This window comes from Klebsiella sp. GW_Kp182 (genome assembly GCF_040062275.1).
GTDB classification, from domain to species: Bacteria; Pseudomonadota; Gammaproteobacteria; order Enterobacterales; family Enterobacteriaceae; genus Klebsiella; species Klebsiella michiganensis.
In genome coordinates this window covers 37,888-64,423 of record NZ_JBEAFQ010000051.1, presented here as the reverse complement: position 1 = coordinate 64,423, position 26,536 = coordinate 37,888, and the positions used below count along the sequence as shown (strand labels likewise).

Below are 26,536 nucleotides of genomic sequence, written 5' to 3'. Positions count from 1 at the left end.
TCCTAAAGCATCTCGATAAAGGCCGCCACGCGGGTGCTGAGCTGGCCGATATCCGCCGTCGAATAGTCGGTCTCAATGGCGATATAGGGGATGTCGTGCTGCTGGCGCACGTGGCGTTTTATCGCCAGCGATTCCACTGCGTAGGTGTGGCAGGCCTGCAAAATGACATCCACCACGCCGTCCGCCTGATATTCATCCACCATCTGGCTGAGCAGGGACAGGCGCTGGTCGTTCGGCGAAATACAGGAGCAGCCGATGGCGAGATATTTCTCGGTCAGGGCGTCGTAAACGTCACCCGTCTCCTCCACGCAGCGCTCGGTGGCTTTCGCGCCGGTGCAGTTTTCAAAACCGACCACCCAGCCGCCGTTGTCCTCAATGGCTTTCACCACTTTTTCCGCCGCGCCGCCGATCGGGCAGCCGGTGATCAGAATACGCGGCCGCGCCTCCAGCCGTTTGCCCTCTTGCCACTGCAGGCGTACCCGATCGGCCATGTCGTTGAGCTCATCGATCAGCGCCGCTTTATCGAAGCGGAAGGTCGCGCCGTAAACCACTTTTAAGATATCGCTGCCGCTGAGCGCGGGCGGGTTGAGCTGCCCGACGCGATAAAAGTTCGCCAGCGCCCGCCGTTCGCGGTTCTTGAGGATAATCGCCTCGCGTAGGGCGGCTTCGGTAATCGGCGTACCAAAGCGATCTTCCACCACCTTCTGCAGGCGCAAAATTTCCGCTTTCCACAACGCTCGCGAGGCATCATCGCTGGCGCTGTTCGGCAGCTGCATCACGTGCACGGCTTTGAATTCGGCCATGTATTCGTACATTTTCTTTTTGCCATCGCAGGTGGTTTCGCCCACCACGAGGTCGGAAAAGTAGAAGTAGGGGCATTTGTCGGTCTTGCCAAAACCGTAGCTGCTTTTTATCAGCGGACAGAGGTTGCGCGGCAGATCCTTTTCCGCCTCTTCAATCGTCTCGTCGGAGGTGGAGCACAGCGACACCACCACCGCGCCGGCGGCCAGCGGAATTTCCTGCGGCATAAAGGTGCAGTAGGTGCCAACCAGCGGTATGTTTTGCTCTTTAAGCTCCATGACCGTGAGGAAACCCTGCTGGCGGGCTGCGGAGAAGTGGTCAAAAATGGCGGGTAGATCGGTGATAAGCGACATGGTTTTCCTTCCCCGTACACGGGAGATGATGAAAGAGGTCGCATTATAACCCTGTTTAATGTGGGTATTTATTGATCTTCCGCTAGTAGACTTTTTTCAGATCCATCTCTTCCTGAATCCGATCGCCCCACGCAAGGTGGGTGGCGATGGCCGCATCAATCCCGGCGTTATAAAACATTGGACCCAGCTCTTTCGCAATAAAGTCGACAAAGAATTCCGCGTCAAATTGCTCCAGTTCCAGCTCAAAATTCTCTTCGCAGTATTTAGACAGCTTCTCGCGCAGCAGATCGCGTTGCGGCGGGCTGAGATCGATATCGCTCATGGCGTTCCTTAATCAATATTGTTACGGTGGATCGGGGCTGCTGATTATATCCGATTGCGGAGAGTCAGTTGCGATATGGCGTGATGTTTTTGGCCGCAATAAAGGATATTGATGACCTCGCTCGGCGGAGAATTGTGACTGAGATCACAGTACTCCCGAGAAAACGAAGATAATAGGAGTTATTCTCGTAACTTTATGAATTTAAATGAGATAACATGATTTTTATGGTGTGAATAACATTTAGTCGCGCTCGCCTTTTTTCAGCATGTTCGGTATCTGGATGAATAATCTATGAACCTGATTTCAGGTTATCTGGCTTACGGAATTTTTCTATAAGTACATTCTGACGGCGATTCATTTATCAGGGGTGAAGGATGAAACGCGTAAAACTGAATATGAATGTTTTTGACGCTGCTCTGATGCGCCTGGATTGGGTATTTGATACTTTCGAGCAGGTCTGTTTATCTTTTTCGGGTGGTAAAGACTCGACGGTATTATTTCATCTGGCGGCAGCCGTTGCGCGTAAAAAAGGGAAAAAGTTTGCGGTATTGTTCGTGGACTGGGAAGCGCAATATTTATTAACCATCCAGCACGTACAAAATATGAAAGAGCGCTATCAGGACGTGGTAAGCCGCTTTTACTGGGTGGCGCTGCCGATGACCACGGTGAGCGGCGTATCGCAGCATGAGCCGGAATGGGTCGCCTGGCGGGCCGGGGAAGAATGGGTGAGGCAACCGCCGGATGACGCCATCACCGATGCCGGTTTTTTCCCTTTTTATCAGCCGGAAATGACCTTTGAAGCGTTTATACCGGCCTTTTCCCACTGGCTGGCTGCGGGGCGCAGTCTCGCTTCGCTGATCGGCATCCGCACCGACGAGTCGCTGCATCGCTATATGGCGCTCACCTCGCCGACCAAACTGCGCTTTGAGGAAGATAAACCCTGGACCACCGCCTCGCCGGAAGGGTTCAGCTATACCTGCTATCCCCTCTATGACTGGCGGACCCGCGACATCTGGATCTTTAATCATAAGTCGCGCCTCCCCTACAATCCGCTCTATGACCTGATGCACCGCGCCGGCGTACCGCTGAAAAATATGCGCGTCTGCGAGCCCTTCGGCCCCGAGCAGCGGCGCGGGCTGTGGCTCTATCACATTCTTGAGCCGGAGACCTGGGAGCGGATGTGCCGTCGGGTATGCGGCGCGCACAGCGGCGCGATTTACGCCAACGCCAGCGGCGACTACTTTGCGCTGAAGACCAAAATCCGTAAACCGGTGCATTTTAGCTGGCGCGAGTATGCGCTCTTTCTGCTCGACAGCATGCCGGCAAAAACCGCCGAGCATTACCGTAATAAAATCGCTATTTATCTGCACTGGTACCAGTCCCGCGGTTTCCCTGTCGATATTCCCGACGAGCAGGAAAAAGATCTCGGCTATCGCGATGTTCCCTCATGGCGCCGCATCTGCAAGACGCTGCTGAAAAACGATTTCTGGTGCCGGATGCTGTCGTTCAGCCCGACGCAGCCAAAGCACTATGAGCGCTACTGTCGGCTGGTGAGTAACAAACGTAAAGAGTGGAGGACGCTTTGATGTCGCCGGATGTGGCTAAGACAGTGATTGAATATCTCGAGTCGTTTGATGATGTTGACCTGAAAATCAAAGCGATTAACGAGCTGAAGAGCCTGATCCACCAGCACAGTCCCTTCTGCCGCGAGCCGGTGGACTGCGTGCTGTGGGTCGAGGCCAAAACGGTTGAGGCGAATGACTACAACCCCAACGTGATGGCGACGGTGGAAAAAAAGCTGCTGGAACGCTCTATCGAACTGGATGGTTTTACCCAACCGGTAGTGGTGGCTCGCCAGCAGCGACGGCACCTGGTCGTGGACGGTTTTCATCGCCATCTGATTGGTAAGAGTCGCCCGGAGCTGAACCGGCGCCTGCATGGTTATCTTCCGGTGACGCTCATCAATGCCGAACGCGAAGGGCAGAAAGAGCGCATCGCCGCCACCATTCGCTATAATCGCGCCAGGGGCAAACATCAGATCGCGGCAATGTCCGACATCGTCCGCGATTTACATCGCCAGGGCTGGGACGATCGGCGCATCGGCGAAGAGCTCGGTATGGATGCGGACGAGGTGCTGCGCCTGAAACAGATCAGCGGCCTGACGGAGCTGTTCGCCGACGAGAGCTTTAGTGAAGCCTGGACCGTGGAGTAGCCAATGTGCGCTACTCCTGCGCCAGCTCGGCTTCCGGCTGCTGGCGTATCTGGCTTAATAAACCCGCCAGACAGCACGCGGCCGCGATCCCCGCCGCCACCCCCAGCAGATGAAAAGGCAGCCTGCCGCCGTTAAACCACAGCCAGCGCGCCGCTTCGATAGAGAGCGCGCTGACGCTGAGGATCACGATATTCAGCGAAGCGGAAACGGTGCCCTTTGGCAGATCGTTTGAAAACAGGGTAAAGCGGAACAGGGTCGGGAAGATCAGCCCGATGCCGAAGGCGTAGAAGCAGGTGCCGATCACCGACCACAGCCAGACGTGCGGCCACAGCAGGTTGCCGAGGATCAGGATCGCCAGCCCGATCATCTGTATAGGGACCGCGCGCCAGATAAAGCGCGGACGCGTCGGGTCTTTTACCCAGCGCGCCACCGACAGGTTGGCAATAATCACCGCGCTGAAGACCGGCACCTGGGTCCAGGCGAACTCGGCGGTGGTCAGCCCGCCGTCGTCAATCAGGATAACTGGCGAGACCGCAACCCAGCTCATCAGTGGAATATAGCTGAGCGAGAGCGTGGCGGCGCCGAACAGAAAAACGCGGTTGCGGAAAACATCGCGGAAATCGCGCAGCACGCCGCTGGCGCTGAAGGGGACGTCGCCGCGCCGGACGGTCTCCGGCATATTCAGCAGCAGCCCCAGCCAGGCGATAAACCCCATGACGGCAATAATCCCGAACAGCACTTTCCAGTGCACGAAGTGCATCAGCGCCGCGCCGGAGAGCGGGCCAATTATTGGCGCGATCAGCACGATCGAGGTAATAATCGCCATCAGCTTAATGGCTTTTGTCTGGCCGAATGCCTCCTGCACGGTGACGTAGCCAACCGTAGCGATAAAACAGATGCTGGTGCCCTGAACAAAGCGCGCGGCGAGGAACTGCTCCATTGAGGTGGTGAACAGGGTCGCGAAGCAGGCCAGGGTAAAGATCAGCGCGCCGGTGAGCAGCACCGGACGGCGGCCGATACGATCGGAGAGCGGCCCGAGCAGCCACTGTAGCGCCATGCCGCCGGCCATATACAGGCTGACCGAGGCGGGAGCCAGCGCCACGTCGGCGTCAAAGTCGCGCACCACGTGAATAATCCCCGGCTGGATAAGATCGGTGGTCAGATAGGCGGCAAAGTCATACAGGATCAGCGCCGCCGGGAAGAACAGCGTGGCGGAATGGCGGGCGAAAAAACGGGTCATCCATTGCAACATCGGTGGGCTCCTTGTTGAGTCTCTACGCCATAAATAGCCGTTTATGCGCGCACTATTTCAGCACTTCACACTGCAATAAATTTAGGGTCAACATAAATATCCATGTGTTTTTAATGGTTAATATGTATTCATATAAGAAATACATTAAAAACAAAAAGTTGAATTAAATATGTAAATGCAGCAGCGAAGGAATTTGTGAAAACAGCCACAGCAGCAGACCGATAGTGCCGCCAACCAGCGTGCCGTTGATGCGGATAAACTGCAGATCCTTACCAATGTTCAGCTCGATTTGTCGCGACATATCGCGGGAGTCCCAGCTTTTGACCGTATCGCTGATATGGCGCGTCAGGAAGGCGGCAAACTCCGGGGCCACCCGGTGCGCCGCCTGCTCAAGATGTTCGTTCAGGGATTCGCGCAGCGCCTCATCGTGGAGCAGCGTTTCGCCAAACCACTGACCGGCTTCGGCAATGCGCTGCTTAATGCGTGAATCGTCGCTATTAACATCGTTTTTAACCCAGCCGCGCAGATCGGCCCATACCTCGCCCAGATAGCGGTTAAAGGTCTCATCGTTTTTCAGATACGCTTTGATATTGTCCGCTTTTTCCGCCATCAGCGGATCGGACTTCAGGTTGTCGATCAGCTTCAGCGCCGCGCGATCGAAGGCCTGGCGGATCTGATGGGCGCGATCCTGACTCACTTCGTCGAGCAGCGTGTTAACCGCGTCGGTAACCATTTCAGCGCTGTGCTCGCCGAGCCATTCGGTAGGCAGCAGCCTGGCTTTAAGCGGATGCTCGGTCTCCAGCCAGTGCACGATGCCGCGGGCAATAAACGCCCGCGAGCTGTCGCGTTGGAGCAGGGCGATCAGCTGGCTAATCAGCGAATCGAGCAGCTTCTGGTGGCGGTTATCGCGCGTCAGCCCTTCCAGCATCATCGCGCTGGTTTGGGTTAAATCGATCTTATCAATCGCTTTATGTACCGCCCGACGCAGCAGGCGCTGAATGCGCGCGTCATCGGTTAGCTCCAGAAAGCCGCTCATCACCTGCAGCAGATGCTGGCCGACCCGACGCGCGTTTTCCGGCTGGCTGAACCAGTTACCGAGCATCAGCGCCGGTTCATAGCGCCGGATCAGCGCGACCAGAGAGGGCGTATCGAGAAATTTTTCCTGCACGAAATAGCCGAGATTATCGGCAATCCGGTCCTTATTACGCGGAATAATCGCCGTATGCCGCGCAACGAACGGCAGCGGAATACGGCGAAACAGCGCCACGACCGCAAACCAGTCCGCCAGCGCGCCGACCATCGCCGCTTCGGAAATAGCCTTCAGCGCACCGACCCATGGCGTCGGCGGCAGCACGAGGGTAGTGATAAAAATAGCGGCTGCAATCAGCAGCAGCGAGAGCGCCAGCAGCTTGGCGCGTTTCAGTTCAACGAGTTTTTCCATAAGCTTAAGCATATAGCCTGACGGCTAATGCGTAAAATCTTGGCCATTTGACGCCCTGGTCATTCGGATTCCTCTTTTTCCGACGAGAGAGACGATGAGGGTTAATTTAATTTACGTAGCTTAAATTCTATTTTTAAATAATTAAACTTAAATGCATTCATAATATATATCCCACATGGGTTTTTTCTTAAGTTAGTTATTAATAAGTGATCTTGATCACATTATATTCAAGGTTAAATAAGGCATTGTTTATTTCAGGGAAAACGTTAATCAATTTCTCTTGCTACTGGTCTTTTATAAAAGGAGTTTTTCATGATTGGTATATTTAAATATGCAGCAAAAAAAGACATGGTATTAGGTATTAGCGATCAGCAAGCCGGGGCTAAGGCTGTTATCTTACCGACGTCCTCACCGTTAAATAAAATTCTGTGGTCGGTTGATGACAGGACCGGCGAGATCGTCCTGGCCGCCAGCGAGGAGCTGCTGCTGGGCATTTGCGGGGATCGTATAGGCTCAGGCGCAGCGATTGAGCTCCAGGTTCGCGGGAATAAAGCGACGCAGCGGTGGGATTTAGTCAGCTCACGTCGCTTTATTAAAAGCAAACAAAACCCGAGCTTTGTTATGGACAGCTACAACCGCGGCACGAACCAGGGGAATCCGATTATTCTTTTCGAATTTAACGGCTCGGAAGCACAGCAGTGGGTATTTGTACCGATGGATATGTTGACGGCAAATAGTCCGGAATAATTATTGTGTAAGATGGCGATAGAGTGAAGCCTCGTTTATTCCCTGCTGGGGAACGGCGAGGCTTTGTCCTTATTTGATGATTGGTAATATTAATTAAAAATAAACTGCCACACAATCCAACAACCAAAAGCCATCAATACGCCGCCGGCCGTGCGCTCGACTCGCCAGACGACGGCGGAAAGGCGGCGCTGCACCGACGGTAGCGCAATCAGCGTGACCAGCAACAGATCCCATATCAACACCACGCTGGTCATCCAGGCTCCGCTGACGGCCTGCTGCACCAGCGTGACGTTCGGGCCCAGCAGGGAGGTCATCAGCGCGAGGTAGAACAGCGCGTTTTTCGGATTGAGCAGCGAAGAACCCAGCCCGAGAAAAAGCTGTTTCACCAGCGGCGGGCGCGAAGCCGAGGCGCCGTGCAGCGCCAGCGTGGTCGGACGGCTTCTGAGCAGCAGGCTGCCAATCCACAGTAAATACGCCGCGCCCAGCAGCTCAATCACCGTAAACAGCAGCGGCGCCTGGCGCAGGATCCCCCAGCCGATAATGGCCAGAAGAATATACAGACCGTTTCCGGCGGCAATGCCGATACACAGGCCGACGCTGCCGCGCAGGCGATAGCGGATGGCGTAGCCCACCAGCAGAAAAAAATCCGGCCCGGGGCTCAGCAGGGCGACAAAATGGGAGAGCGCCAGCGCGGGGAAGGCGGAGGGAAAGAGCGTAGCGAGTATGTCCATAGCAACCTCAGTATTAATCTGAGGTCACCTTACGCCAGCGTAAACGCTAATTATTGTCTGTTATTGATCGGGACTGCGCATACTGGCGCGGCGTGGCGGCGGTATAGCTGACAAAGGTTTTATGAAAGTGGCTCTGGTCGGCAAACCCGGCCTGGTAGCCGACATCGGCGATATTATCCCCGGCCCGCAGGCGCGTTTTGGCGAACTCAATCCGCGCGATATTGATAAAGCTGGCGGGCGTCAGGCCGGTATCCTGCTTGAAGGCGCGGATCAGCGTCTCTTTGCGCAGCGCAAACTCATCGGCGAGGCTATCCAGCGTCGGCGGCGCCTGCAGATTGGTTGCCAGACGACTGAACAAACGCGCGCTGGTCTGACTAAGCGCCACAGGCGCGAGCGGGCGCAGCGGCAGGTCGCGCAGGAACCGGGCGACGCTGGCGGGTAGCGCGGCGGTGTTTTGCTGAGTCATCAACGCCACGATCTGCAGATACCGGGCAAAGAGCCCGGCATCGCGAATCACCGGCTGGGAGGTTATCAGCCGCTCGTGATGCGCATCGTTTGCCAGCTGCCGCCAGCACCAGCTTAGCTCGAGATAGAGCATATGGTAGCTGCGCGGCTGGCCGTCGCGCGGATTGCAGCTGTGGGGCGCCTGGGCGGGGATAATAATCAGATCGCCCGGCCGCAGCAGATACTCCTGCCCGTTGCAGATACAGCGCGTTTCCCCCTCGATAATCGCCCCCACGGAGAGCTGCGGATGGCGGTGACGTTTATAGGCCTGACGGCTTTGCCAGGTGCTGCGCAGCTCCAGCCAGGGCAGCTGTTCGTCGCGCCAGAAGGTTTGCTGAATATCGCGCGTATGGCTCACGGTGGGCTCCTTAGCTGAGGGGGATCGCTGTTTATAACATGCCTTCATCCTGCGGGAGAACCGCGAGTCGCGTTCAACAAAAATGTCTCGCTTGCAAACGAGGGATGAAATTGTCCAGCATCGAAGAGTCGCCTTACTGGAGCTGATGCAAAAACATATTCGTCAGCGCGATTTGCTGGGCATTGTGGAACATCTGACGGCCATTTTGCTTAGCGGATACGCTAATGACAGGCAGCTAAAAACGCTGTTTAATTACCTGATTCACTCGGGCAAAGCGCTTCGGTTGGGGAAATTTATCCGCGAAGTGGCTCAGCGTGTTCCGCAGCATAAGGAGAAGCTCATGACTATCGCCGAAAGGTTACGTGAAGTGGGGCGCAGGCAGGGGAAGCGGGAAGGTCGACTGGAGGGCGTTGAGGAGGGGCAGCGCGCCGAAGCGCAGCGTATTGCTCAAACGATGCTCGCCGAAGGTATGGCCCTGGAAACGGTGCTGAGAATTACCGGTTTGTCGGAGGCGGATATCCGGGGTGTTACTCACTAACTTATTGATATTACGCTGTTATTTATGGGCGATTTATGCCGAGAGCGCGCTCCGTTCCATTTCGGGAAAATTCCGTATCTCTCTGAGTTTGGCCGCATCCTCAGTTATCTCGACTACCCTTAATATCCTGTGCGGTATTTATGACTGCGTTAACAGCGATAACAAGGAGACATGCGATATGGCTTATCAGACGGTGAATCCTGCAAACAATCAGCTTATCAAAGCGTACCCGGCACACAGCGACGCGGACGTGGAAGCGGCTCTGCAGAAGGCGGATGCGCTATATCATTCGTCGTGGTCGAAAGGCGATATAGCGCAGCGGCTATCGGTGCTGTACAAGCTGGCGGATCTGATCGACGGCCGGGTTGACGAGCTGGCGAAAATCGCCAGCCAGGAAATGGGCAAACTCATTGAGCAAAGCCGCGGTGAAGTGAAGCTGTGCGCGCAAATTGCCCGCTACTACGCCGACAACGCCAAACAGTTTTTGGCGCCGGTAAAGTATCCGTCCGAGCTGGGTGAAGCCTGGGTCGAACACCATCCCATCGGCGTACTGATGGCGGTAGAACCGTGGAACTTCCCTTATTATCAGCTTATGCGCGTGCTGGCACCGAACCTGGCGGCGGGGAACCCGGTTATCGCCAAACATGCCAGCATCGTCCCGCACTGTGCGGAAACCTTCGCCCACCTGGTACGCGAAGCCGGTGCGCCGGAGGGCGCGTGGACTAACCTTTTTATTTCTCAGGATCAGGTGGCGAAGATTATCGCCGACGATCGCGTACAGGGTGCGGCCCTGACCGGCTCGGAAAAAGCCGGTAGCGTGGTGGCGGCGCAGGCGGCTAAACACATCAAGAAAGCGACGCTTGAACTGGGCGGCAACGATGTCTTTGTGGTCCTGGACGACGCCGATCTGGAGAAGGCGGTGAAGATCGGCGTGCAGGCGCGGCTCAACAACGCAGGCCAGGTGTGCACCGCGGCGAAGCGCTTTATCCTGCATGAAAAAATTGCCGACTCGTTCCTGAGCCAGTTTACCGAGGCCTTCCGTCAGGTGAAAATCGGCGATCCGCTGGACGAAAGTACCACGCTGGGGCCGCTCTCTTCAAAAGACGCGCTGGAAACGTTGACCAAACAGGTTGACGAGGCGGTGAAAAACGGCGCGAAACTGCATCTGGGCGGCAAACCCGCGCAGCGGGAAGGCAGCTTTTTCGAGCCCACTATACTGACCGGCATTACCCGCGATAATCCGGCTTATTTTGAAGAGTTCTTCGGCCCGGTCGCGCAAATCTACGTGGTGAAAGATGACGATGAGGCGGTGAAGCTGGCCAATGATTCGCACTATGGCCTCGGCGGAGCCGTATTCAGCCAGGATATCGAAAGGGCGAAACGCATGGCGTCGCGGATTGAAACCGGTATGGTCTATATCAACTGGCTAACCGATACCGCTCCGGAGCTGCCGTTTGGCGGCGTTAAGCGCTCCGGGTTCGGCCGCGAGCTTTCCGATCTCGGGATTAAAGAGTTTGTGAATCAGAAGCTGGTGGTCGTGTATAAATAACGGCGTGAAGACAAAAACCTGCCATCTGGCAGGTTTTTTGGCGTTCACTGAACTTCAATCTTATCCCAGCCGCTCTTAAACATGCAGCTGTCGACGAGCGTATCCCTGCGCCCCTCATTGGCGTCCTCAACCGTATAGCTGGTGGAAATATCCTTTTTCTTGTTCTTTTTGTCCGTTTTTTCCGAGCTTGAACCGGTGACGACGTTATCCGGGGGGAGATCGATCAGCGCCTGCGCTTCGCACTCCGTGAGCTTTTTATTCATCTCCGTATCGCTGACTCCCGGCTTCACCCATTTGTACTGGACGCAGCCTGACAGCAGCACGGTGAAGCTCAGAACGCAAAGCGCGGCGAAGCGGCCGTTCATCAGAAGGTAACCCCGCCGCCGACATAGGCGCCGTCAATCAGCGTGTGGCCCGGGCGGCCATCTTTGCCGTCGACGCTGACATGGCGATAGCCCACTTTCAGCGTGACTGGGGTGATTGGCGTCCAGCTTACGCCGCCGTTGGCTTCAACGTAGTTTTTGACGCTATTGTTCAGGCCCTCCGGTGCGGCATAGCCCTCACCATAGAGATGGATGCTGTCGGTCAGGGCCACGTTGACGCCGCCGCCGATGGGGAAGGCCACGCCGTTATCGCCTTTTTTAGGGCCGAGGTAGATGGCTTTCGCGCCGGCATTGAACATCACCGGGCCGAGTTCCAGGTTATAACCCGCGCCTACGCCGCCTGTCTGGGTACCGTCATCGGTATTTTTGAGCCAGTTGCTTTCCACATACAGGCCAGAAGAGGATTTCCCCATTTCCAGATTCAGGTTGGTGAAGTTCTTGCCCTGCTCAACGGTGCCGCCCATCGCGAGTGCGGATCCCGAGACGGCAGCCAACGCCGAGAGAAGAAGGATATTCAGCTTTTTCATGTTTTATGCCTCATCATTACATTACGCGGAGGGCACCTTAACAATCGATTTTTATGACTGCAAATCAGCGAGTGATGGCTGTTTTATGCTAATTTTGTTATTAGATATATTTATTTGTGTTGTTTGTTAGTTGTTTTTACTGCGGAGTCAACGGGTAATCTTTAGCCGTTGAGCGTGAGTTGAATCTTTTGGCTAAATATTCGCTGAACAGGCGCGAAAAAGCGGTTGTGGACGCAATAATTGGCTTTCTAATTATTTCCAAAAGCATTTCTATTGTTACATATAAGAACAGAATTTTACATTTCATTCGCGCATTCCCCCTCCAGAAGAGGGGGCGGGCGACATGACTACTTGCGCAGGCTCGCAAATGCGGTGCGAATCTCATCTTCCGGAAGCTGTATCCCAATAAACACCAGGGTACTGTGCGGCCGCTCATCGCCCCACGGCCGGTCCCAGTCGGCGCTGTATAGCCGTTGAACGCCCTGGAACAGCAGGCGGTTGGGCTCGCCGTCGATCCACAGCATCCCTTTATAGCGCATCAGCTGTTCAGCAAAGGTGAGCAGCAGGTTTTCCATCACCCGCGAGACGTCGCTGATATCCACCGGATAATCCAGCTCCACCACGATAGACGACACGTCGTTCTGCTTATCGGCCATAAAGTGGAAGCGCGGTTTGCTGCTGACCACGTTCTCTTCCAGCATAAAGCCGCTGGTGTTAAACAGTAGATTCAGGTCGATATCGCCGTGGGTGACGTTGTAAATCGGCGCGCGGGCGTTAATACGCATCAGCCGTTCGCGGAGCTTGTCGCTGTCGCCCGCCATGTCAGTTTTGGTGAGCAGGATACGATCGGCGTAGCCCACCTGCGACTGGGCAATGGTGAACTGATTCATCTGCTGGTCGGCATGCACCGCGTCAACCAGCGCAATCACGCCATCCAGCAGATAGCGTTCACACAGCACATCGTGAGAGAAAAAGGTCTGGATAATCGGGCCGGGGTCGGCCATGCCGGTACATTCGATCACCAGCCGGTCAAAATCAATTTCTCCGCGATCGCGGCTGTCGAGCAGATCGAGCAGGGCGTCTTCCAGTTCGTTGGAACGGGTACAGCAGATGCAGCCGTTGGTCAGGGTTTTAATCTGCGTGGCGCGATCGCCGATAAGCTGGTCATCGACGGCGACTTCGCCAAATTCGTTTTCGATAACGGCAATTTTAAAGCCGTGCCGTTCGTTCAGGATATGGCGCAGCAGGGTGGTTTTACCCGCGCCAAGAAAACCGGTGAGCAGGGTGACTGCAATCGGTGCCATGTTTGCCTCCATTAGCAGCAGCGTACGCCGCCTTTGCCGTCGCCGCCGTAGCGGGCCTGCTGGCGTTCGCGAAAGAATTCATCGTAGGTCATGTACGGCTTGTCCGGATGGTTAGTCTGCATATGCTCGACGTAATTATCGTAATCCGGAATGCCAATCAGCATTTTCGCTGCCTGACCGAGGTATTTTTTTGCCTGACCTAAGTTACCAAACATTCTGAGTCCCAGAGAACGAATAAAGCCGGATGGCGGCTAGCGCCTCATCCGGCCTACAAACATTCGTTTGTGTAGACCGGATAAGCGTAGCGCCATCCGGCATTAAGGTTTAGTGATGCGAAGAGGTCTTCACGCCGCCTTCCGGTACCGGCACGTACGGGGTCTCTTTGTCGGTACGCACTTTATTGTTGCGCACGTTGAGCCAGGTTTTGATGCCGTAGAAGATGATGCTGTAGACCACCACCAGGAACAGAATGCTCAGACCCGCGTTGGTGTAGTTGTTCACCACGATATGGTTCATGTTGGCAATCTGCTGCGCGGTCAGTTCGCCGCCGGCGGCGATCTTCTCTTTATACTGCTGCGCCATGAAGAAGAAGCCTTCCATCTGCGGGTTGGTGCTGAACAGTTTCAGGCCCAGCGCCCAGGTGGTGCACAGCAGCAGCCATGCGGCCGGGATCACGGTGACCCAGATATATTTGGTGCGCTGCATTTTGACCAGCACCACGGTGCCGAGCACCAGCGCCACGGCGGCCAGCATCTGGTTAGAGATACCGAACAGCGGCCACAGGCTCTTCACGCCGCCCAGCGGGTCGACCACGCCCTGATACAGCAGGTAGCCCCACAGGCCGACGCAGCCCGCGGTACCGATAACACCGGCCACCAGCGAGTCGGTTTTCTTGAGGAACGGCACGAAGTTGCCCAGCAGATCCTGCAGCATAAAGCGGCCTGCACGGGTACCGGCATCCAGCGCGGTGAGGATAAACAGCGCTTCAAACAGAATACCGAAGTGGTACCAGAAGCCCATATCCGCCATCGGGATGATTTTGTGGAACACGTGAGCGATACCCACGGCCAGCGTCGGCGCGCCGCCCGCGCGGTTCAGTACCGACGGTTCGCCGATATCTTTCGCGGTTTGCAGGATTTGCTCAGGTGAGATCACGAAGCCCCAGGAGCTGACGGTCGCCGCCGCGTGTGCGGTGACATCCCTCAGCTGCGCGGCAATCAGCGCGGCGTTCTCACCGCCCATTTCGTGCAGGTTCGGCATGGTGATGCCCAGACCCGCTGGCGGGGTGTTCATCGCGAAGTAGAGGCCCGGTTCGATAATTGAGGCCGCTACCAGCGCCATGATAGCGACGAAAGATTCCATCAGCATCGCGCCGTAGCCGATAAAGCGGGCGTCGGTTTCGTTAGCCAGCAGCTTCGGCGTGGTGCCGGAGGCGATCAGGGCGTGGAAGCCGGAGACCGCGCCGCAGGCGATAGTGATAAACAGGAACGGGAACAGCGCGCCTTTCCACAGCGGACCGGTACCGTCAATGTACTGGGTCACCGCCGGCATTTTCAGGTCCGGGTTGAGGATAACAATGCCCAGCGCCAGGCCGACGATAACGCCAATTTTCAGGAAGGTCGCCAGGTAGTCGCGCGGCGCCAGAATCAGCCAGACCGGCAGCAGCGCCGAGATAAACGCGTAGCCAATCAGGGTAAAGGTAATAGTGGTGTCTTTAAAGGTCAGCGCCGGGCCCCAGTACGGGTCGTGGGCAATCACGCCGCCGAAGTAAATCGACGCTACCAGCAGGACGATACCAATCACCGATACTTCGCCTACGCGGCCCGGGCGCAGGAAGCGCATGTAGATCCCCATAAACAGGGCGATCGGCACGGTCGAGCAGACGGTGAAGACGCCCCACGGGCTTTCCGCCAGCGCTTTCACCACGATTAACGCCAGCACCGCAAGGATGATGATCATTATCAGGAAGCAGCCGAACAGCGCGATGGAGCCCGGTACCGGACCCATCTCCTGCTTGATCATTTCTCCCAGCGAGGCACCGTTACGGCGCGAGGAGATAAACAGCACCATAAAGTCCTGCACCGCCCCTGCCAGCACGACGCCCGCCAGCAGCCACAGGGTACCCGGCAGGTAGCCCATCTGCGCGGCGAGCACCGGGCCCACCAGCGGACCGGCGCCGGCAATCGCGGCAAAGTGGTGGCCGAACAGCACGTAGCGGTTGGTCGGAACGTAGTTCAGGCCATCGTTGTTAATCACCGCAGGCGTGGAGCGCGTAGGATCGAGCTTCATGACCTTTTGCGCAATGTACAGGCTGTAATAACGGTAGGCGACGAGGTAGACGGAAACCGAGGCCACCACGATCCACAGCGCACTGACGTGCTCGCCGCGGCGCAGAGCGACGACCGAGAGGCAAAATGCCCCGATGATTCCAAGAATCACCCAGGGTATGTGCTTGAATAACTTTTTAGTATCCATAGTAAAACCTGGCTTAATAAGATGAATAATGGGCCGAAGCCGTCTGGGTTTAGTTAGTGTTTGAGGAGGCATTGATTAGCTATGCTGGGGACCATCTTGCCAGAACGTCGCGCGCGTAAAGTTGGGTAAATCTGTGAGTGGTTATATTCGGGGTTAAGCGGTCACTTGCGAGGGTAAGCGGTTGGGCAGGAATCCCGGCAGGCTTAAATATGTGATTGAGATCACAGGAATATTCCCGCCGTGACGATGGGGGGAAGCGAGGTAATCCCCTCTCCCGCGAGAGAGGGGAAGGCAAAACTACGCCACGACGTCCATCTCCATCATCACCGGATGGAAGCGGCGCTTAAAGTAGATCAGCCCGTGGCCCTGCTGGCTCAGGGTAATGTTCCTGATTTCCACCAGATAGACCAGGTGGCTACCGATGGTCTGCACCTGGCTAATCTCGCCCTCAAGGCTCGCCAGCGCGCCTTTTAGCACCGGCTGGCCCAGCGCGCCTTTTTGCCAGCCGCTGAGGCCGAAACGGTCGTCCATCGTCATCCCGGTCATGCCGGCGAAGTGGCGGGCCATCTCCTCTTGCTCGTGGTTCAGCACGTTGATGCACAGCTTGCCGTTGCCCTGGAACACCGGATTCATCGCGCTGTTAGCGTTGATGCAGACCATTACCGACGGCGGCGTATCGGTCACCGAACAGACCGCGGTGGCGGTGATACCGCAGCGGCCCGCCTCGCCTTCGGTGGTGATGACGTTAACGGCGGCCGACAGACTGGCCATGGCATCGCGAAAACGCAGACGTTGTTCATCTAATTGCATTGTGACCTCCCGCTGCCGGTTACTTCAGCAGCTTATCCAGCATGTTGATATCGGTATTGTTGTGCAGATGCGGCACCGTCCAGCCGTTCTGGTCGTACTCGGACAGGCAGCGATCCACCATCGCCATCATTTTGTCCATGTTGCCGGAGCTCTGCGCCTGACGCAGGCACTGCAGGCGAATCTCATCCTGGCTACCGGAGTAGTTGATTTCGTACAGTTCATGACGGCCGCCAAACTCGCTGCCGATGGCGTCCCACATCAGTTTGAGGATCTTGATGCGCTCGACGTGATCCATGCCGTTCGATCCGCGCACGTATTTCGCCAGGTATTCGTTGATCTGCGGATTATTGAGATCGCGGGCGCTGGACGGCAGATAGATCAGGCCGCTGGTGACGTTGCGTTCAATAATGTTTTTGATTTTGGCGTAGGCCATCGGCGCCATCACGCGATAGGTTTGCAGCGCGGCGTGATCCGGCAGATACGCGCCGTTAACCCACGGCGTGGCTTCGGCGCACATCGAATCGCTCAGCGCCCAGAACATATTGCGCCAGGCCACCACTTCGCCGAGATCCGCCTGCACGCCGCGGAACTCCAGGGTTCCGGTACACTCCAGCGAGCGCTTGAGCAGGGCGGTGATGAAATCGAGCTTCACGGCCAGACGCACGCAGGCCTGTAGCGGATACATGCGGGCGAAACCGCCCTCCATCGTCCAGCGGCGGCAGCGATCGAAGTCGCGATAGATCAGCACGTTTTCCCATGGGATCAGCACATTATCCATCACCAGGATCGCATCGTTTTCGTCGAAGCGGCTGGAGAGCGGATAATCGTAGGGCGATCCGGTTGCTCCGGCGACCAGCTCATAGGAGGCGCGGGAGATAAGCTTGACCCCTTCGGCGTCCATCGGCGCGACGAACATCAGCGCGAAGTCCGGGTTTTCGCCCATCACCTGCGCCGAGCCGAAGCCAATCATGTTGTAGTGGGTGAGCGCCGAGTTGGTGGCTACCACTTTCGCGCCGCTGACGATGATCCCGGCATCGGTCTCTTTTTCCAGCTTGATATAGACGTCTTTCACTTCGTCGGCTGGCTTATGGCGGTCGATGGGCGGGTTGACGATGGCGTGGTTAAAGTAGAGGCCTGTTTCCTGGATGCGGGTGTACCAGCTGCGGGCGTTCTGTTCAAACTGACCATAAAACGCCGGGTTTGCGCCGAGCGCGCAGCCGAACGCGGCTTTGTAGTCCGGGGTACGTCCCATCCAGCCGTAGCTCAGGCGCGACCATTCGGCGATAGCGTCGCGCTGCTGGCGCAGATCGTCGGCGCTTTTCGCGACGCGGAAGAACTTGTGGGTATAGCCGCCGCTGCCGGTATCGGTGCCCCAGCACAGGGTATCCTGCAGCTCGGGTTTATGCAGCGCGTCGTACATCTGGGCGACGGAGGCGGCGGCGTTGCGGAACGCCGGGTGGGTGGTCACGTCCTTAACGCGTTCGCCGTAGATATAGATTTCGCGGCCGTCCTGCAGGCTCTTCAGGTACTCTTCACCGGTTAACGGGCGTTTAGCGTCGGCACGGAAATTTTCAGGTTTCATAGGTGACCTCTTCAGTATTAATCGGAATGCGATGTTAAATTTATGTTTTGTTTTTGTTGTTCAATTGAAGCGGTTAACGCGGCTTTCGTGAAGAGACTTTTAGGTCAACGGTCGGTACTTTTCAGGCGGGGTTGGGTTATGTGATCGGGGGTTGGTTTTTCTATTTTCCGGCCTGGCTCCCCGATGATCCGACGACAAGCCAGAGCGGGTTTTGAATTTGTAGGCCGGACAGATGCGCAGCATCGCCTCCGGGAAATTCAGCGACTCTGCGCTCTGCTCCCGGGGGCGGCGCCTGACGCGCTTTGCCCGGGCTACCGCCTCTCAGACGGCTGCGAACTCGCCGCGCCGTCCCCGGTAAGATCTTATGATACCGGTACTTTTTGCGTTCTGAACGCGCTCGGCGAGCAGCCGACTAAGCGGTTAAAAAAGCGGGCAAAATAGGCCGGATCCTTAAAGCCCAGCTGCCAGGCTATCTCGTTGACCGCGCTGTCGGAAAAGAGCAGCAGCCTCTTGGCTTCGCGCAGCTGCCTGTCGAAAATCAGCCGTTTGGGCGGCCGGTTGGCGAAGCGGCGGCAGATATCGGTTAACCGGGATTCGGTCAGATGCAGCTCGCTGGCGTAATCCGGCACCGTCCAGTGCTGATGGTAGTGGCCGTCGATCAGCTGGTTAAACCGCTGGAACAGCTTGAGCTCGCCGCGTATCCCGCTGGCCGCGTGATCGTCAAGCTTCGCGTTGCGCAGCAGCAGGGTGAACACCGCCTGCGCCAGCAGCGTCAGGGTATGTTCCCGCCCCGGCAGCTGCGACGTCGATTCCCGTTCAATCAGCCGCCAGTAGTGCGCCAGCGCCGCCAGCTCCTCGGGCCTGTCGGCCAGCGACAGGCAGATGCCCGGCAGACCGAAAGCCTCCCGCGTGCCGGGATAGAGCACCTCCAGCAGCGGCCAGACCAGATCCTCGCGCACCGTCAGCACGTGACCGTCGCTATCGGACTCGGTGATAAAAGCGTGCGGCACCGAGGGCGGCGTCAGGACAAACAGCGGCGCCTGCACCGAATAGCGATGATCGTCGAGCTGCAGCTCAATCTGCCCGGTATCGAGAAAGTGCATCTGAAAATACTGGTCGTGACGGTGCGCCTGCATATCGCGGCCAAAGAACTCCGCCATCCTGGCAAACGATTGATAATGCACATCTTCCGTCCCCAGGCTCTCATCGTACTCTTTATTAATATCGATATTGGCTATCGGGCTCTGGCACATGGCGGCTCCTTACGGCGTCGCGCGCGGACGCGTTCCTTTCATCGGAATCACCCAGATAATCATCGCGCCGATGACCAGCAGGGCGGCGACGAACCACAGGCCGCTGCTGAAGCTGCCGGTAATATCCTTCAGCCAGCCGATCATAAAGGGGCTGAGCGCCGATCCGATATTACCCGTCGCGTTGATCACCGCGATGCCGATCGCTCTGGCGCGCAGGCTGATCGACTGATCCGGCGTGGTCCAGAAAATGGCCATTGCGCTAAACGATCCGGTGGAGGCCATCACGATCCCGAGCAGCTGGATCAGGTTGTGATCGGTGGCCGACGCCAGCAGCCAGCCCGCGGCGGCGAACAGGAACGGCAGGGCGGTGTGGTGCTTACGCTCCTGATGTTTATCGGAGTGGCGGCTCCAGTAGATCATCCCCAGAATGGTACAAATCTGCGGGATCGCCGCCAGCAGGCCGATGGTGATATTGCTGCTGCTTTCGTTAAAGCTTTTGAGGATCTGCGGCGTCCAGATGCTGATCGCGCTGAGCGTATTGGTCAGGCAGAAGTAGGCCAGGGTGTACATCAGCACGATCGGCGTGAACACTTCCCGCCACAGGCTGCGCTGCTGCATGGCGTGATGGCTGATCGCCCCTTCCGGCTGGACCAGCGTCAGGCGGTCGTTATCCATCATCTCCTGCAGGCATTTTTTATCGTCCGCGGTCAGCCATTTCGCCTTCGACGGCGAATCATCAAGCCAGAACCAGACCATAATACCGAGCAGCACCGACGGGAAGCCTTCCAGCAGGAACAGCCACTGCCAGCCGTGCAGGTTCAGCAGGCCGTCCATCGACAGGATATAGCCGGAGACGATCGACCCCAGCGCGGTGGTCACCGGCATCGCGATCATAAACAGCGCGTTGGCGCGGGCGCGGAAAAAGGCCGGGAACCAGTAGGTCAGATAGAGCAGAATGCCGGGCAGAAAACCGGCCTCGGTGATCCCCACCAGCATGCGCAGGATATAGAGGCTGTTCGGCCCGGTCGCGAACATGGTGGCGGTGGAGGCGATGCCCCACAGCACCATGATGGTGGCGATCCAGCGGCGAGCGCCAACGATGCTGAGCATCACGTTGCTGGGAATGCCGAATATCACGTAGGTGGCGTAAAACAGGGTGGTGGCAAGACCAAACATGGTGGCGTTAAGGCCCAGATCCTGGCCCATGGTCAGCCCGGCAAAGCCGATATTGATGCGATCTAAAAACGAAAAGATAAACAGCACGAACAAAAAGACGATCAGGCGGCGAAAGAGCTTGTTGATAACCGACTGCTGCTGCGCCGTCAGCTGCTTGTGCTGATTAGCCGGATCGAACTTTTCCGGGATGGCAGATGATGTATCGCTCATTATCATTTTCCTCTAATGGGAATTTTGTAGGGTACTGCGGGTATTAATAGACGCCTGACGAACCCTGGGCGGTTTTTTCCGCGCCAAATCGCGCCGCCAGCGCTTCCGCGCCGCGGGCCAGCAGGGTGGTATCGACGCCGACGGCGACAAACAGCGCGCCGAGTTCCAGGTAGCGCTTCGCCAGCGGCTCGCTGGCCATCAGGATCCCCGGCGCTTTGCCCGCCGCGCGAATTTGCCCGATGGCGCGCTCAATGGCGGCCTGCACTTCCGGGTGCTGCGGGTTGCCGCTGAAGCCCATATCGGCGCTCAGATCCGCCGGGCCAATAAACACGCCGTCCACGCCCTCGACATCGAGGATCTGCGGCAGATTGTTGAGCGCTTCGCGGGTTTCGATCTGCACCAGCACGCACATCGCGTCGTTGGCCTGATGGAGATAATCCGGGACGCGGTTCCAGCGCGAGGCGCGGGCCAGCGCGCTGCCGACGCCGCGAATGCCCGCGGGCGGGTAGCGGGTGGCTTTCACCGCCAGCCGCGCTTCGTCGGCGTTCTGCACCATCGGCACCAGCAGGGTTTGCGCGCCGATATCCAGCAGCTGTTTAATCTGCACCGGGTCGTTCCACGACGGCCGCACCACCGGCTGGCTGGGGTAGGGAGCGATCGCCTGTAGCTGGGTCAGGATTGTCTGCACGCTGTTTGGCGCATGCTCGCCGTCGATCAGCAGCCAGTCGAACCCGGCCCCGGCCAGCAGCTCGGCGCTGTAGCTGCTGGTCAGCCCCAGCCACAGGCCAATCTGCGGACGACCCGCTTTTAAGGCGTCTTTAAAGGCGTTATGCATCATGTTTCTCCTAGACAAAGCGGCAGCTAATCGCGCCCATGTTGCCGTAGTCGACGTGGAAGGTGTCGCCTTTGCGCGCCGGTACCGGCCGGGTAAAGGAGCCGCCGAGAATAATCTGCCCGGCTTCCAGCTGGACGTCGTACGGCGCCAGCTTGTTCGCCAGCCAGGCCACGCCGTTGGCCGGGTGATTCAGCACCCCCGCGGCGACGCCGGTCTCTTCAATCACGCCGTTGCGATAGAGCAGGGCGGCGATCCAGCGCAGATCCAGCTCGTCGGGTTTAATCGGGCGGCCGCCGAGGATCACCCCGGCGTTGGCGGCGTTATCGGAGATGGTGTCGAAGACTTTGCGCGGGCGCTGGGTTTCCGGGTCGATGTTGTGGCAGCGGGCGTCAATCAGCTCCAGCGCCGGGATCACGTAGTCGGTGGCGTTATACACGTCGAACAGGGTGCAGTGGGGGCCGCGCAGCGGTTTGGCCAGCACGAAGGCCAGCTCCACTTCGATACGCGGGACGATAAAGCGGTCGGTAGGAATATCGCCGCCGTCGTGGAAAAACATATCGTCCAGCAGCGCGCCGTAGTCCGGTTCGCTGATTTGCGAACTGGCCTGCATTGCTTTTGAGGTCAGGCCGATTTTATGTCCTTTCAGCACGCGGCCTTCGGCGATTTTCATATTTACCCATTCGCGCTGTACCGCGTAGGCGTCTTCGATAGTGATCGTCGGGTGATCCAGCGAAATAGCGCGGATCTGTTCACGCTGTTTTTCCGCCTGGTTTAGCCGCTGGGCGATCAGGGTATGGGTATGTTTATCGAGCATAGTTGCTTCCTGTTACGTCATTCGGTGCTGCTGCGCCGGAAATAAAAGCCGGCGTCGTTTCACCCTCTCCCGGCGGGAGAGGGCCTGACCGGCCGCACGCTATTTAAACAAGGCGTGCACGTTGTTCTGCTTGTAGTTCAGCGTCGGGTGCAGTTCATCAATCTCAAACGACAGCGCCAGATAGCGGCTCTCCATCAGCGCGGCGAAATGGGCTTTGATCAGCGTGAACAGCATATCGCCCACGTCCTGGCGGCTTTCCTGGCTGCGTCCGGCGCCAATTTTCAGCGTCATATGCACAAAGGCGTAATCGTGCTGGCCGTCGGCCATCTGCCAGGTATCCAGCCAGATGGCGCGGCTGCGAATGCCGCCGATGGGGAAGATGCCGGTGGCCGCCAGCGCGGCGTTCACTTTGCCGAACAGGCCCGGTAAATCAGCCTGCTCGCGGATGTTGTCGGTACATTCAGCGATAAAATGCGGCATTCTGCGTGCTCCTTACGCCGTTTCCGGCAGCGGGAAGACGGCGTTGACCTGACCGGTGCCGGAGCTGGCGAACAGCTCGGTAATAAACTCTACTTTGCCGTCGTATTTGTCCCAGCCGAGCAGGCCCAGCAGCATCACCGTGTCGTGCATATTGCCTTCGCCGAAGCAGTAGTCGGCGTACTCCGGCAGCATGGTGCAGAACTCTTTGAATTTGCCTTCGCGCCACAGCTTCACGACCCGTTCGTCCATCTGGTGATCGAACTCGCGGGTATAGCTGTTCATCCCCTCTTCGGCGCGCTGGTCGTCGATAAAACGGTGCGACAGCGAGCCGCTGGCAAAGACCGCCACGGTGCCGTCATATTTCTCGATAGCTTTAAGAATGGCTTCGCCCAGCCTGCGGCTGTCGGCAAAATCATGGACAGTACAGAACGCCGAGATAGAGACCACTTTGAAATGCTTATCGCTGTTCATATAGCGCATCGGTACCAGGGTGCCGTACTCCAGCTTCAGGCTTGGAATGTTATGCGCTTTGGCGCGGACCCCGAGTTTGACCGCTTCGTCGGCGATCAGGTGGCCGAGCGCCGGGTTACCGTCGTAGTCATAGGTCATGTCGCGAATAAAATGCGGCAGCTCGTTGCTGGTGTAGACGCCCTGGAAATGGTCGGCACAGTTGATGTGGTAGGCGCTGTTAACCAGCCAGTGGGTATCAAAGACGATGATGGTATCCACGCCCAGCTCGCGGCACCGCTTGCCGATTTCTTTATGCCCATCGATGGCTCCCTGGCGGCAGCCGTGGTTTTTACCCGGCAGTTCAGAGAGATACATAGACGGTACGTGAGTGATTTTTGCTGCTAACGCTAACTTTCCCATATCAGACTCCCCATTTTGGGATCGGATGGTCGCCCATCGAGATGCAGACGTTTTTCATTTCAGCGAACACTTCAAAACTGTATTCGCCGCCTTCGCGGCCGGTACCGGAGGCCTTCACGCCGCCGAACGGCTGACGCAGGTCGCGGACGTTCTGGGTGTTGACGAACACCATTCCGGCTTCGATGCCGCGCGCCAGGCGCAGCACTTTGCTGACGTCCTGGGTCCAGATATAAGAGGCGAGGCCGTACTCCACGTCGTTGGCCAGGCGCAGACCTTCCGCCTCGTCTTTAAACGGCAGCAGACAGGCTACCGGGCCAAAAATCTCTTCCTGCGCCACGCGCATGCGGTTATCGACGTCCGCCAGCACCGTTGGCCGCAGGAAGTTGCCGTTTCTCAGATGGGCGGGCAGATCGGCGGGTTTATCCGCGCCGCCGGCCAGCAGGGTCGCCCCTTCTTCAATGCCGAGGCGGATATAGCCGGAGACTTTCTCCCAGTGCTGCTGGCTAATCAGCGCGCCCACCTGGGTGTTCGGGTCGGTCGGGTCGCCGACGCGCAGGCGGTTCGCCCGCTCGGCGAAGCGTTTAACGAACTCGGGGTAGATGCTCTGTTGAATGAAAATACGCGAACCGGCTGTGCAGCGTTCGCCGTTGATTGAGAAAATGGTGAACAGCGCGGCGTCCAGGGCGCGCTCAATATCGGCGTCTTCGAAAATCAGCACCGGCGATTTGCCGCCCAGCTCCATGGAGTACTTTTTCAGCCCGGCGTTTTTCATGATGTTGCGCCCGGTGGCGGTACCGCCGGTGAACGAGACCGCGCGTACGTCATGGTGGCGGACCAGCGCATCGCCCGCCGTCGCGCCGTAGCCCTGAACCACGTTCAGCACCCCCGGCGGAATACCCGCTTCCAGCGCCAGCTCGCCAAGACGGTCAGCGGTTAGCGGCGACAGTTCGGACATCTTCAGCACCGCGGTATTGCCCAGCGCGAGGCACGGCGCCACCTTCCAGGTGGCGGTCATAAACGGCACGTTCCACGGCGACACCAGCGCGCAGACGCCGACCGGCTGCACGAGGGTGTAGTTGAGCATCTTGTCGTCAACCGGGTAGGTCTTGCCGTTCATCTGCTGGCACACTTCGGCGAAGAATTCGAAGTTGTGCGAGGCGCGCGGGATCAGCACGTTTTTGGTCTGGTGGATCGGCAGGCCGGTATCGGCGGTCTCCATGGCGGCGATCTCCGGGACGTTCTGGTCGATCAGATCTCCCAGCCGGCGCATCAGACGCGCGCGCTCTTTCATCGGCAGATTGGCCCATTTCGGGAACGCCTCTTTCGCCGCCGCCACCGCCTGATTCACCTCGTCGGCGCCGCCGGAGGCGACTTCCGCCTGCACTTCGCCGGTCGCCGGGTTAGTGGTATGGAAATATTCCGCGGCGGCGACGTTTTTGCCGTTGATCCAGTGGTTAATTTTTTTCATGACAGCTTCTCCTCATATGCCTGCTGGCTAATGATGTGGTTGACCAGGCGGCCGACGCCTTCCACTTCGACGATCACTTCATCGCCCGGCACCACGTCCGACAGCCCCTTCGGCGTGCCGGTGGCGATCATGTCGCCCGGCTGCAGGGTCATAAATTCGCTGAGGTAAGCGATCAGGAACGGAATGCTGAAGATCAGATCGGCGGTGGTGCCCTGCTGGCGCAGTTCGCCGTTGACCCAGGTGCACAGCGCCAGGTTGTGCGGATCGGGGATCGCCTCTTTGCTGACGATCCACGGGCCTATCGGCGTCAGGGTGTCGCGGCTTTTGACCCGCAGGTTGGGACGATAGTAGTTTTCCAGGTAGTCGCGGATGGCGTAGTCGTTGCAGACGGTGTACCCGGCTACGTACGCCATGGCGTCGGCTTCGGTGACCTTACGCGCGGTTTTGCCGATCACCACCACCAGTTCAGCCTCGTAGTGCATGTACTCGACGTTATCCGGGCGCACCGACTCCTGCCGGTGGCCGATAAAGGTGTTGGGCGCTTTGATAAACACCAGCGGCTCGGTTGGCGGCGTAAACGCCAGCTCGCTGGCGTGATCGGCGTAGTTCAGGCCCAGCGCGAACAGGGTGCCGTCGGCGGGCGGCAGCCAGCGAAACTCGCCTTCCTGAAGTAACCTGCCGTTGGCGAGCTGGACCTGACCGCGTTCATCAACCTGGACATCGTGCCGTTGCCCCTGCCACTCAATACGTGCCTGTTTCATGCCAGTTCTCCTTCAGCAACCACCGGGTTTTCCAGCGCCGGGAAGCCCTCGGCGAGAATGCGTACGCGATCGCCGGGGCGCAGCGTAACGCGGGAGTGGGGCGTACCGATCAGAATCGCATCGCCGGGATTGAGGGTAGCGAATTCGCTCAGGGCGCTCAGCAGCTCGGCGGCGGAGCGCTGGAGATCGACGGTATTCCAGCTGTCCGCCTCGCGACCGTTGATTTCGGTGATGATGGTCAGGTTATCGACGTTGCTGAGCGGCGCGAGCGCGCCAAGCGGGCAGAAGCCGTCGCGGCATTTGGCTTTGATGGCCGGACGATAGAAGCTCTCTTCCGGCAGGCTGACGTCGTTCGCCAGCGCGTACCCGGCGATATAAGCCGCGGCGTCTTCCGCGGTGATTTTGCGTGCGGTTTTACCGACGATTAGCGCCACGGTGGCGCCGTTATGCACGGTTTCGCCTTGCGGATAGGGAATGCTCTCGCCGTCGCCGATAACGGTGTTGCGCGGTTTGATAAACCAGACCGCGGTCTTCGGCGGGGTTTTATACGGGGCCTGCTGGAACGCTTCGCGCCAGGCGTCGAGCTGGCTGCGGTGGTTAAGCGCCACGGCGAAGATGGTACCTTTCATTGACCACTCCTCTGCTACGGAATTAGGAAGTTAGCTAATTCATTAATATGTTAATGATCATCTTTTATGCTTTGCGGAAAGGTTTGGCAAACAGAAGTGAATGTTTTGTGATCTGATTAACAATAAATTTACAGTTATATTTTTTATTTGT

The 26,536-nt window shown here is 57.7% G+C and carries 27 protein-coding genes; 5 read left to right on the top strand and 22 right to left on the bottom strand.

Translation table 11 applies throughout. The annotated features are described in order from the left end of the window. Positions 1-2: 2 nt before the first annotated feature. A complete protein-coding gene (locus ABLU88_RS22105) occupies positions 3-1,154 on the bottom strand; it encodes a double-cubane-cluster-containing anaerobic reductase (RefSeq protein WP_048262610.1) in 1,152 nt (383 codons plus the stop codon). Between the two features lie 82 nt (positions 1,155-1,236). After that, complete coding sequence (locus ABLU88_RS22100; RefSeq protein WP_009652824.1) at positions 1,237-1,476, bottom strand: DUF2164 domain-containing protein; 240 nt, start codon at positions 1,474-1,476, stop codon at positions 1,237-1,239. Positions 1,477-1,850: 374 nt separating this feature from the next. Between ABLU88_RS22100 and ABLU88_RS22095 the strand changes: the two genes are divergently transcribed. Both ABLU88_RS22095 and ABLU88_RS22090 read left to right on the top strand, forming a co-directional pair. Next, on the top strand, positions 1,851-3,062 hold the full coding sequence (locus ABLU88_RS22095; RefSeq protein WP_348837974.1) for a DUF3440 domain-containing protein: 1,212 nt from the start codon (positions 1,851-1,853) through the stop codon (positions 3,060-3,062). Further along, the gene (locus ABLU88_RS22090; protein WP_348837972.1) at positions 3,062-3,688 is read left to right on the top strand and encodes a ParB/RepB/Spo0J family partition protein; all 627 of its coding nucleotides are present in this window, start codon (positions 3,062-3,064) and stop codon (positions 3,686-3,688) included. Before ABLU88_RS22095 ends, ABLU88_RS22090 begins: the two co-directional genes overlap by 1 nt. Before the next feature lie 10 nt (positions 3,689-3,698). On the opposite strand, the gene mdtM is transcribed toward ABLU88_RS22090, so the two are convergent. Together mdtM and ABLU88_RS22080 are read right to left on the bottom strand one after the other, a co-directional pair. Further along, positions 3,699-4,940 carry a multidrug efflux MFS transporter MdtM gene (gene mdtM, locus ABLU88_RS22085; protein WP_348837970.1) on the bottom strand — a complete coding sequence of 414 codons (1,242 nt, stop codon included), beginning with the start codon at positions 4,938-4,940 and terminating at the stop codon, positions 3,699-3,701. A 163-nt stretch (positions 4,941-5,103) separates the two neighbouring features. Continuing rightward, complete coding sequence (locus ABLU88_RS22080; protein ID WP_265801736.1) at positions 5,104-6,393, bottom strand: DUF445 domain-containing protein; 1,290 nt, start codon at positions 6,391-6,393, stop codon at positions 5,104-5,106. A 300-nt stretch (positions 6,394-6,693) separates the two neighbouring features. Here ABLU88_RS22080 and ABLU88_RS22075 point away from each other — a divergent pair, with 300 nt between their 5' ends. Next, on the top strand, positions 6,694-7,128 hold the full coding sequence (locus ABLU88_RS22075) for a hypothetical protein (RefSeq protein ID WP_348837967.1): 435 nt from the start codon (positions 6,694-6,696) through the stop codon (positions 7,126-7,128). An 89-nt stretch (positions 7,129-7,217) separates the two neighbouring features. Here the strand turns inward: ABLU88_RS22075 and ABLU88_RS22070 are convergent, their stop codons facing one another. Both ABLU88_RS22070 and ABLU88_RS22065 read right to left on the bottom strand, forming a co-directional pair. Continuing rightward, positions 7,218-7,859, bottom strand: a complete 642-nt coding sequence (locus ABLU88_RS22070; RefSeq protein ID WP_047724601.1) for a LysE family translocator — start codon at positions 7,857-7,859, stop codon at positions 7,218-7,220. Positions 7,860-7,905: 46 nt separating this feature from the next. Next, entirely contained in the window at positions 7,906-8,721 is an 816-nt protein-coding gene (locus ABLU88_RS22065) for an AraC family transcriptional regulator (protein ID WP_049078854.1), read from the bottom strand. An 82-nt stretch (positions 8,722-8,803) separates the two neighbouring features. Between ABLU88_RS22065 and ABLU88_RS22060 the strand changes: the two genes are divergently transcribed. Both ABLU88_RS22060 and ABLU88_RS22055 read left to right on the top strand, forming a co-directional pair. After that, on the top strand, positions 8,804-9,259 hold the full coding sequence (locus ABLU88_RS22060; protein ID WP_256662144.1) for an Rpn family recombination-promoting nuclease/putative transposase: 456 nt from the start codon (positions 8,804-8,806) through the stop codon (positions 9,257-9,259). Positions 9,260-9,437: 178 nt separating this feature from the next. After that, on the top strand, positions 9,438-10,808 hold the full coding sequence (locus ABLU88_RS22055; RefSeq protein WP_049082907.1) for an NAD-dependent succinate-semialdehyde dehydrogenase: 1,371 nt from the start codon (positions 9,438-9,440) through the stop codon (positions 10,806-10,808). A gap of 44 nt (positions 10,809-10,852) precedes the next feature. Here ABLU88_RS22055 and ABLU88_RS22050 read toward each other — a convergent pair whose 3' ends face one another. From ABLU88_RS22050 to ABLU88_RS21975, 16 genes are all read right to left on the bottom strand, one after another. Continuing rightward, the gene (locus tag ABLU88_RS22050; RefSeq protein ID WP_004098289.1) at positions 10,853-11,173 is read right to left on the bottom strand and encodes a hypothetical protein; all 321 of its coding nucleotides are present in this window, start codon (positions 11,171-11,173) and stop codon (positions 10,853-10,855) included. After that, on the bottom strand, positions 11,173-11,718 hold the full coding sequence (locus ABLU88_RS22045) for a YfaZ family outer membrane protein (protein ID WP_014227782.1): 546 nt from the start codon (positions 11,716-11,718) through the stop codon (positions 11,173-11,175). Before ABLU88_RS22045 ends, ABLU88_RS22050 begins: the two co-directional genes overlap by 1 nt. Before the next feature lie 347 nt (positions 11,719-12,065). Then, entirely contained in the window at positions 12,066-13,022 is a 957-nt protein-coding gene (gene yjiA, locus ABLU88_RS22040; protein ID WP_049082904.1) for a GTPase, read from the bottom strand. A gap of 11 nt (positions 13,023-13,033) precedes the next feature. Continuing rightward, positions 13,034-13,237, bottom strand: coding sequence for a YbdD/YjiX family protein (locus ABLU88_RS22035; protein ID WP_004098292.1), 204 nt, complete (start codon positions 13,235-13,237; stop codon positions 13,034-13,036). Positions 13,238-13,346: 109 nt separating this feature from the next. Then, positions 13,347-15,497: a pyruvate/proton symporter BtsT gene (gene btsT, locus ABLU88_RS22030; protein WP_049078852.1), complete on the bottom strand. Its 2,151-nt coding sequence runs from the start codon at positions 15,495-15,497 to the stop codon at positions 13,347-13,349. 297 nt (positions 15,498-15,794) lie between these two features. Next, positions 15,795-16,307 carry a 4-hydroxyphenylacetate 3-monooxygenase reductase subunit gene (locus ABLU88_RS22025; protein ID WP_004098296.1) on the bottom strand — a complete coding sequence of 171 codons (513 nt, stop codon included), beginning with the start codon at positions 16,305-16,307 and terminating at the stop codon, positions 15,795-15,797. 19 nt (positions 16,308-16,326) lie between these two features. Continuing rightward, positions 16,327-17,889, bottom strand: a complete 1,563-nt coding sequence (gene hpaB / locus ABLU88_RS22020; protein ID WP_049082901.1) for a 4-hydroxyphenylacetate 3-monooxygenase, oxygenase component — start codon at positions 17,887-17,889, stop codon at positions 16,327-16,329. 362 nt (positions 17,890-18,251) lie between these two features. Then, positions 18,252-19,142: a 4-hydroxyphenylacetate catabolism regulatory protein HpaA gene (gene hpaA / locus ABLU88_RS22015; RefSeq protein ID WP_009652862.1), complete on the bottom strand. Its 891-nt coding sequence runs from the start codon at positions 19,140-19,142 to the stop codon at positions 18,252-18,254. Between the two features lie 9 nt (positions 19,143-19,151). Next, entirely contained in the window at positions 19,152-20,528 is a 1,377-nt protein-coding gene (gene hpaX, locus ABLU88_RS22010) for a 4-hydroxyphenylacetate permease (protein WP_014227785.1), read from the bottom strand. A 43-nt stretch (positions 20,529-20,571) separates the two neighbouring features. Continuing rightward, complete coding sequence (gene hpaI, locus ABLU88_RS22005; RefSeq protein WP_004098302.1) at positions 20,572-21,363, bottom strand: 4-hydroxy-2-oxoheptanedioate aldolase; 792 nt, start codon at positions 21,361-21,363, stop codon at positions 20,572-20,574. 10 nt (positions 21,364-21,373) lie between these two features. Beyond that, positions 21,374-22,177, bottom strand: coding sequence for a 2-oxo-hept-4-ene-1,7-dioate hydratase (hpaH, locus tag ABLU88_RS22000; RefSeq protein WP_004098303.1), 804 nt, complete (start codon positions 22,175-22,177; stop codon positions 21,374-21,376). Between the two features lie 99 nt (positions 22,178-22,276). Then, the gene (locus ABLU88_RS21995) at positions 22,277-22,657 is read right to left on the bottom strand and encodes a 5-carboxymethyl-2-hydroxymuconate Delta-isomerase (protein WP_014227786.1); all 381 of its coding nucleotides are present in this window, start codon (positions 22,655-22,657) and stop codon (positions 22,277-22,279) included. Between the two features lie 12 nt (positions 22,658-22,669). Further along, positions 22,670-23,527: a 3,4-dihydroxyphenylacetate 2,3-dioxygenase gene (gene hpaD / locus ABLU88_RS21990; RefSeq protein ID WP_004098307.1), complete on the bottom strand. Its 858-nt coding sequence runs from the start codon at positions 23,525-23,527 to the stop codon at positions 22,670-22,672. 1 nt (position 23,528) lies between these two features. Next, positions 23,529-24,995, bottom strand: a complete 1,467-nt coding sequence (gene hpaE / locus ABLU88_RS21985) for a 5-carboxymethyl-2-hydroxymuconate semialdehyde dehydrogenase (RefSeq protein ID WP_088168164.1) — start codon at positions 24,993-24,995, stop codon at positions 23,529-23,531. After that, a complete protein-coding gene (locus ABLU88_RS21980; protein WP_032747783.1) occupies positions 24,992-25,756 on the bottom strand; it encodes a fumarylacetoacetate hydrolase family protein in 765 nt (254 codons plus the stop codon). The genes hpaE and ABLU88_RS21980 overlap by 4 nt, the downstream gene beginning before the upstream one ends. Continuing rightward, on the bottom strand, positions 25,753-26,385 hold the full coding sequence (locus ABLU88_RS21975; protein WP_088168163.1) for a fumarylacetoacetate hydrolase family protein: 633 nt from the start codon (positions 26,383-26,385) through the stop codon (positions 25,753-25,755). Before ABLU88_RS21975 ends, ABLU88_RS21980 begins: the two co-directional genes overlap by 4 nt. Between the last annotated feature and the right edge of the window lie 151 nt (positions 26,386-26,536).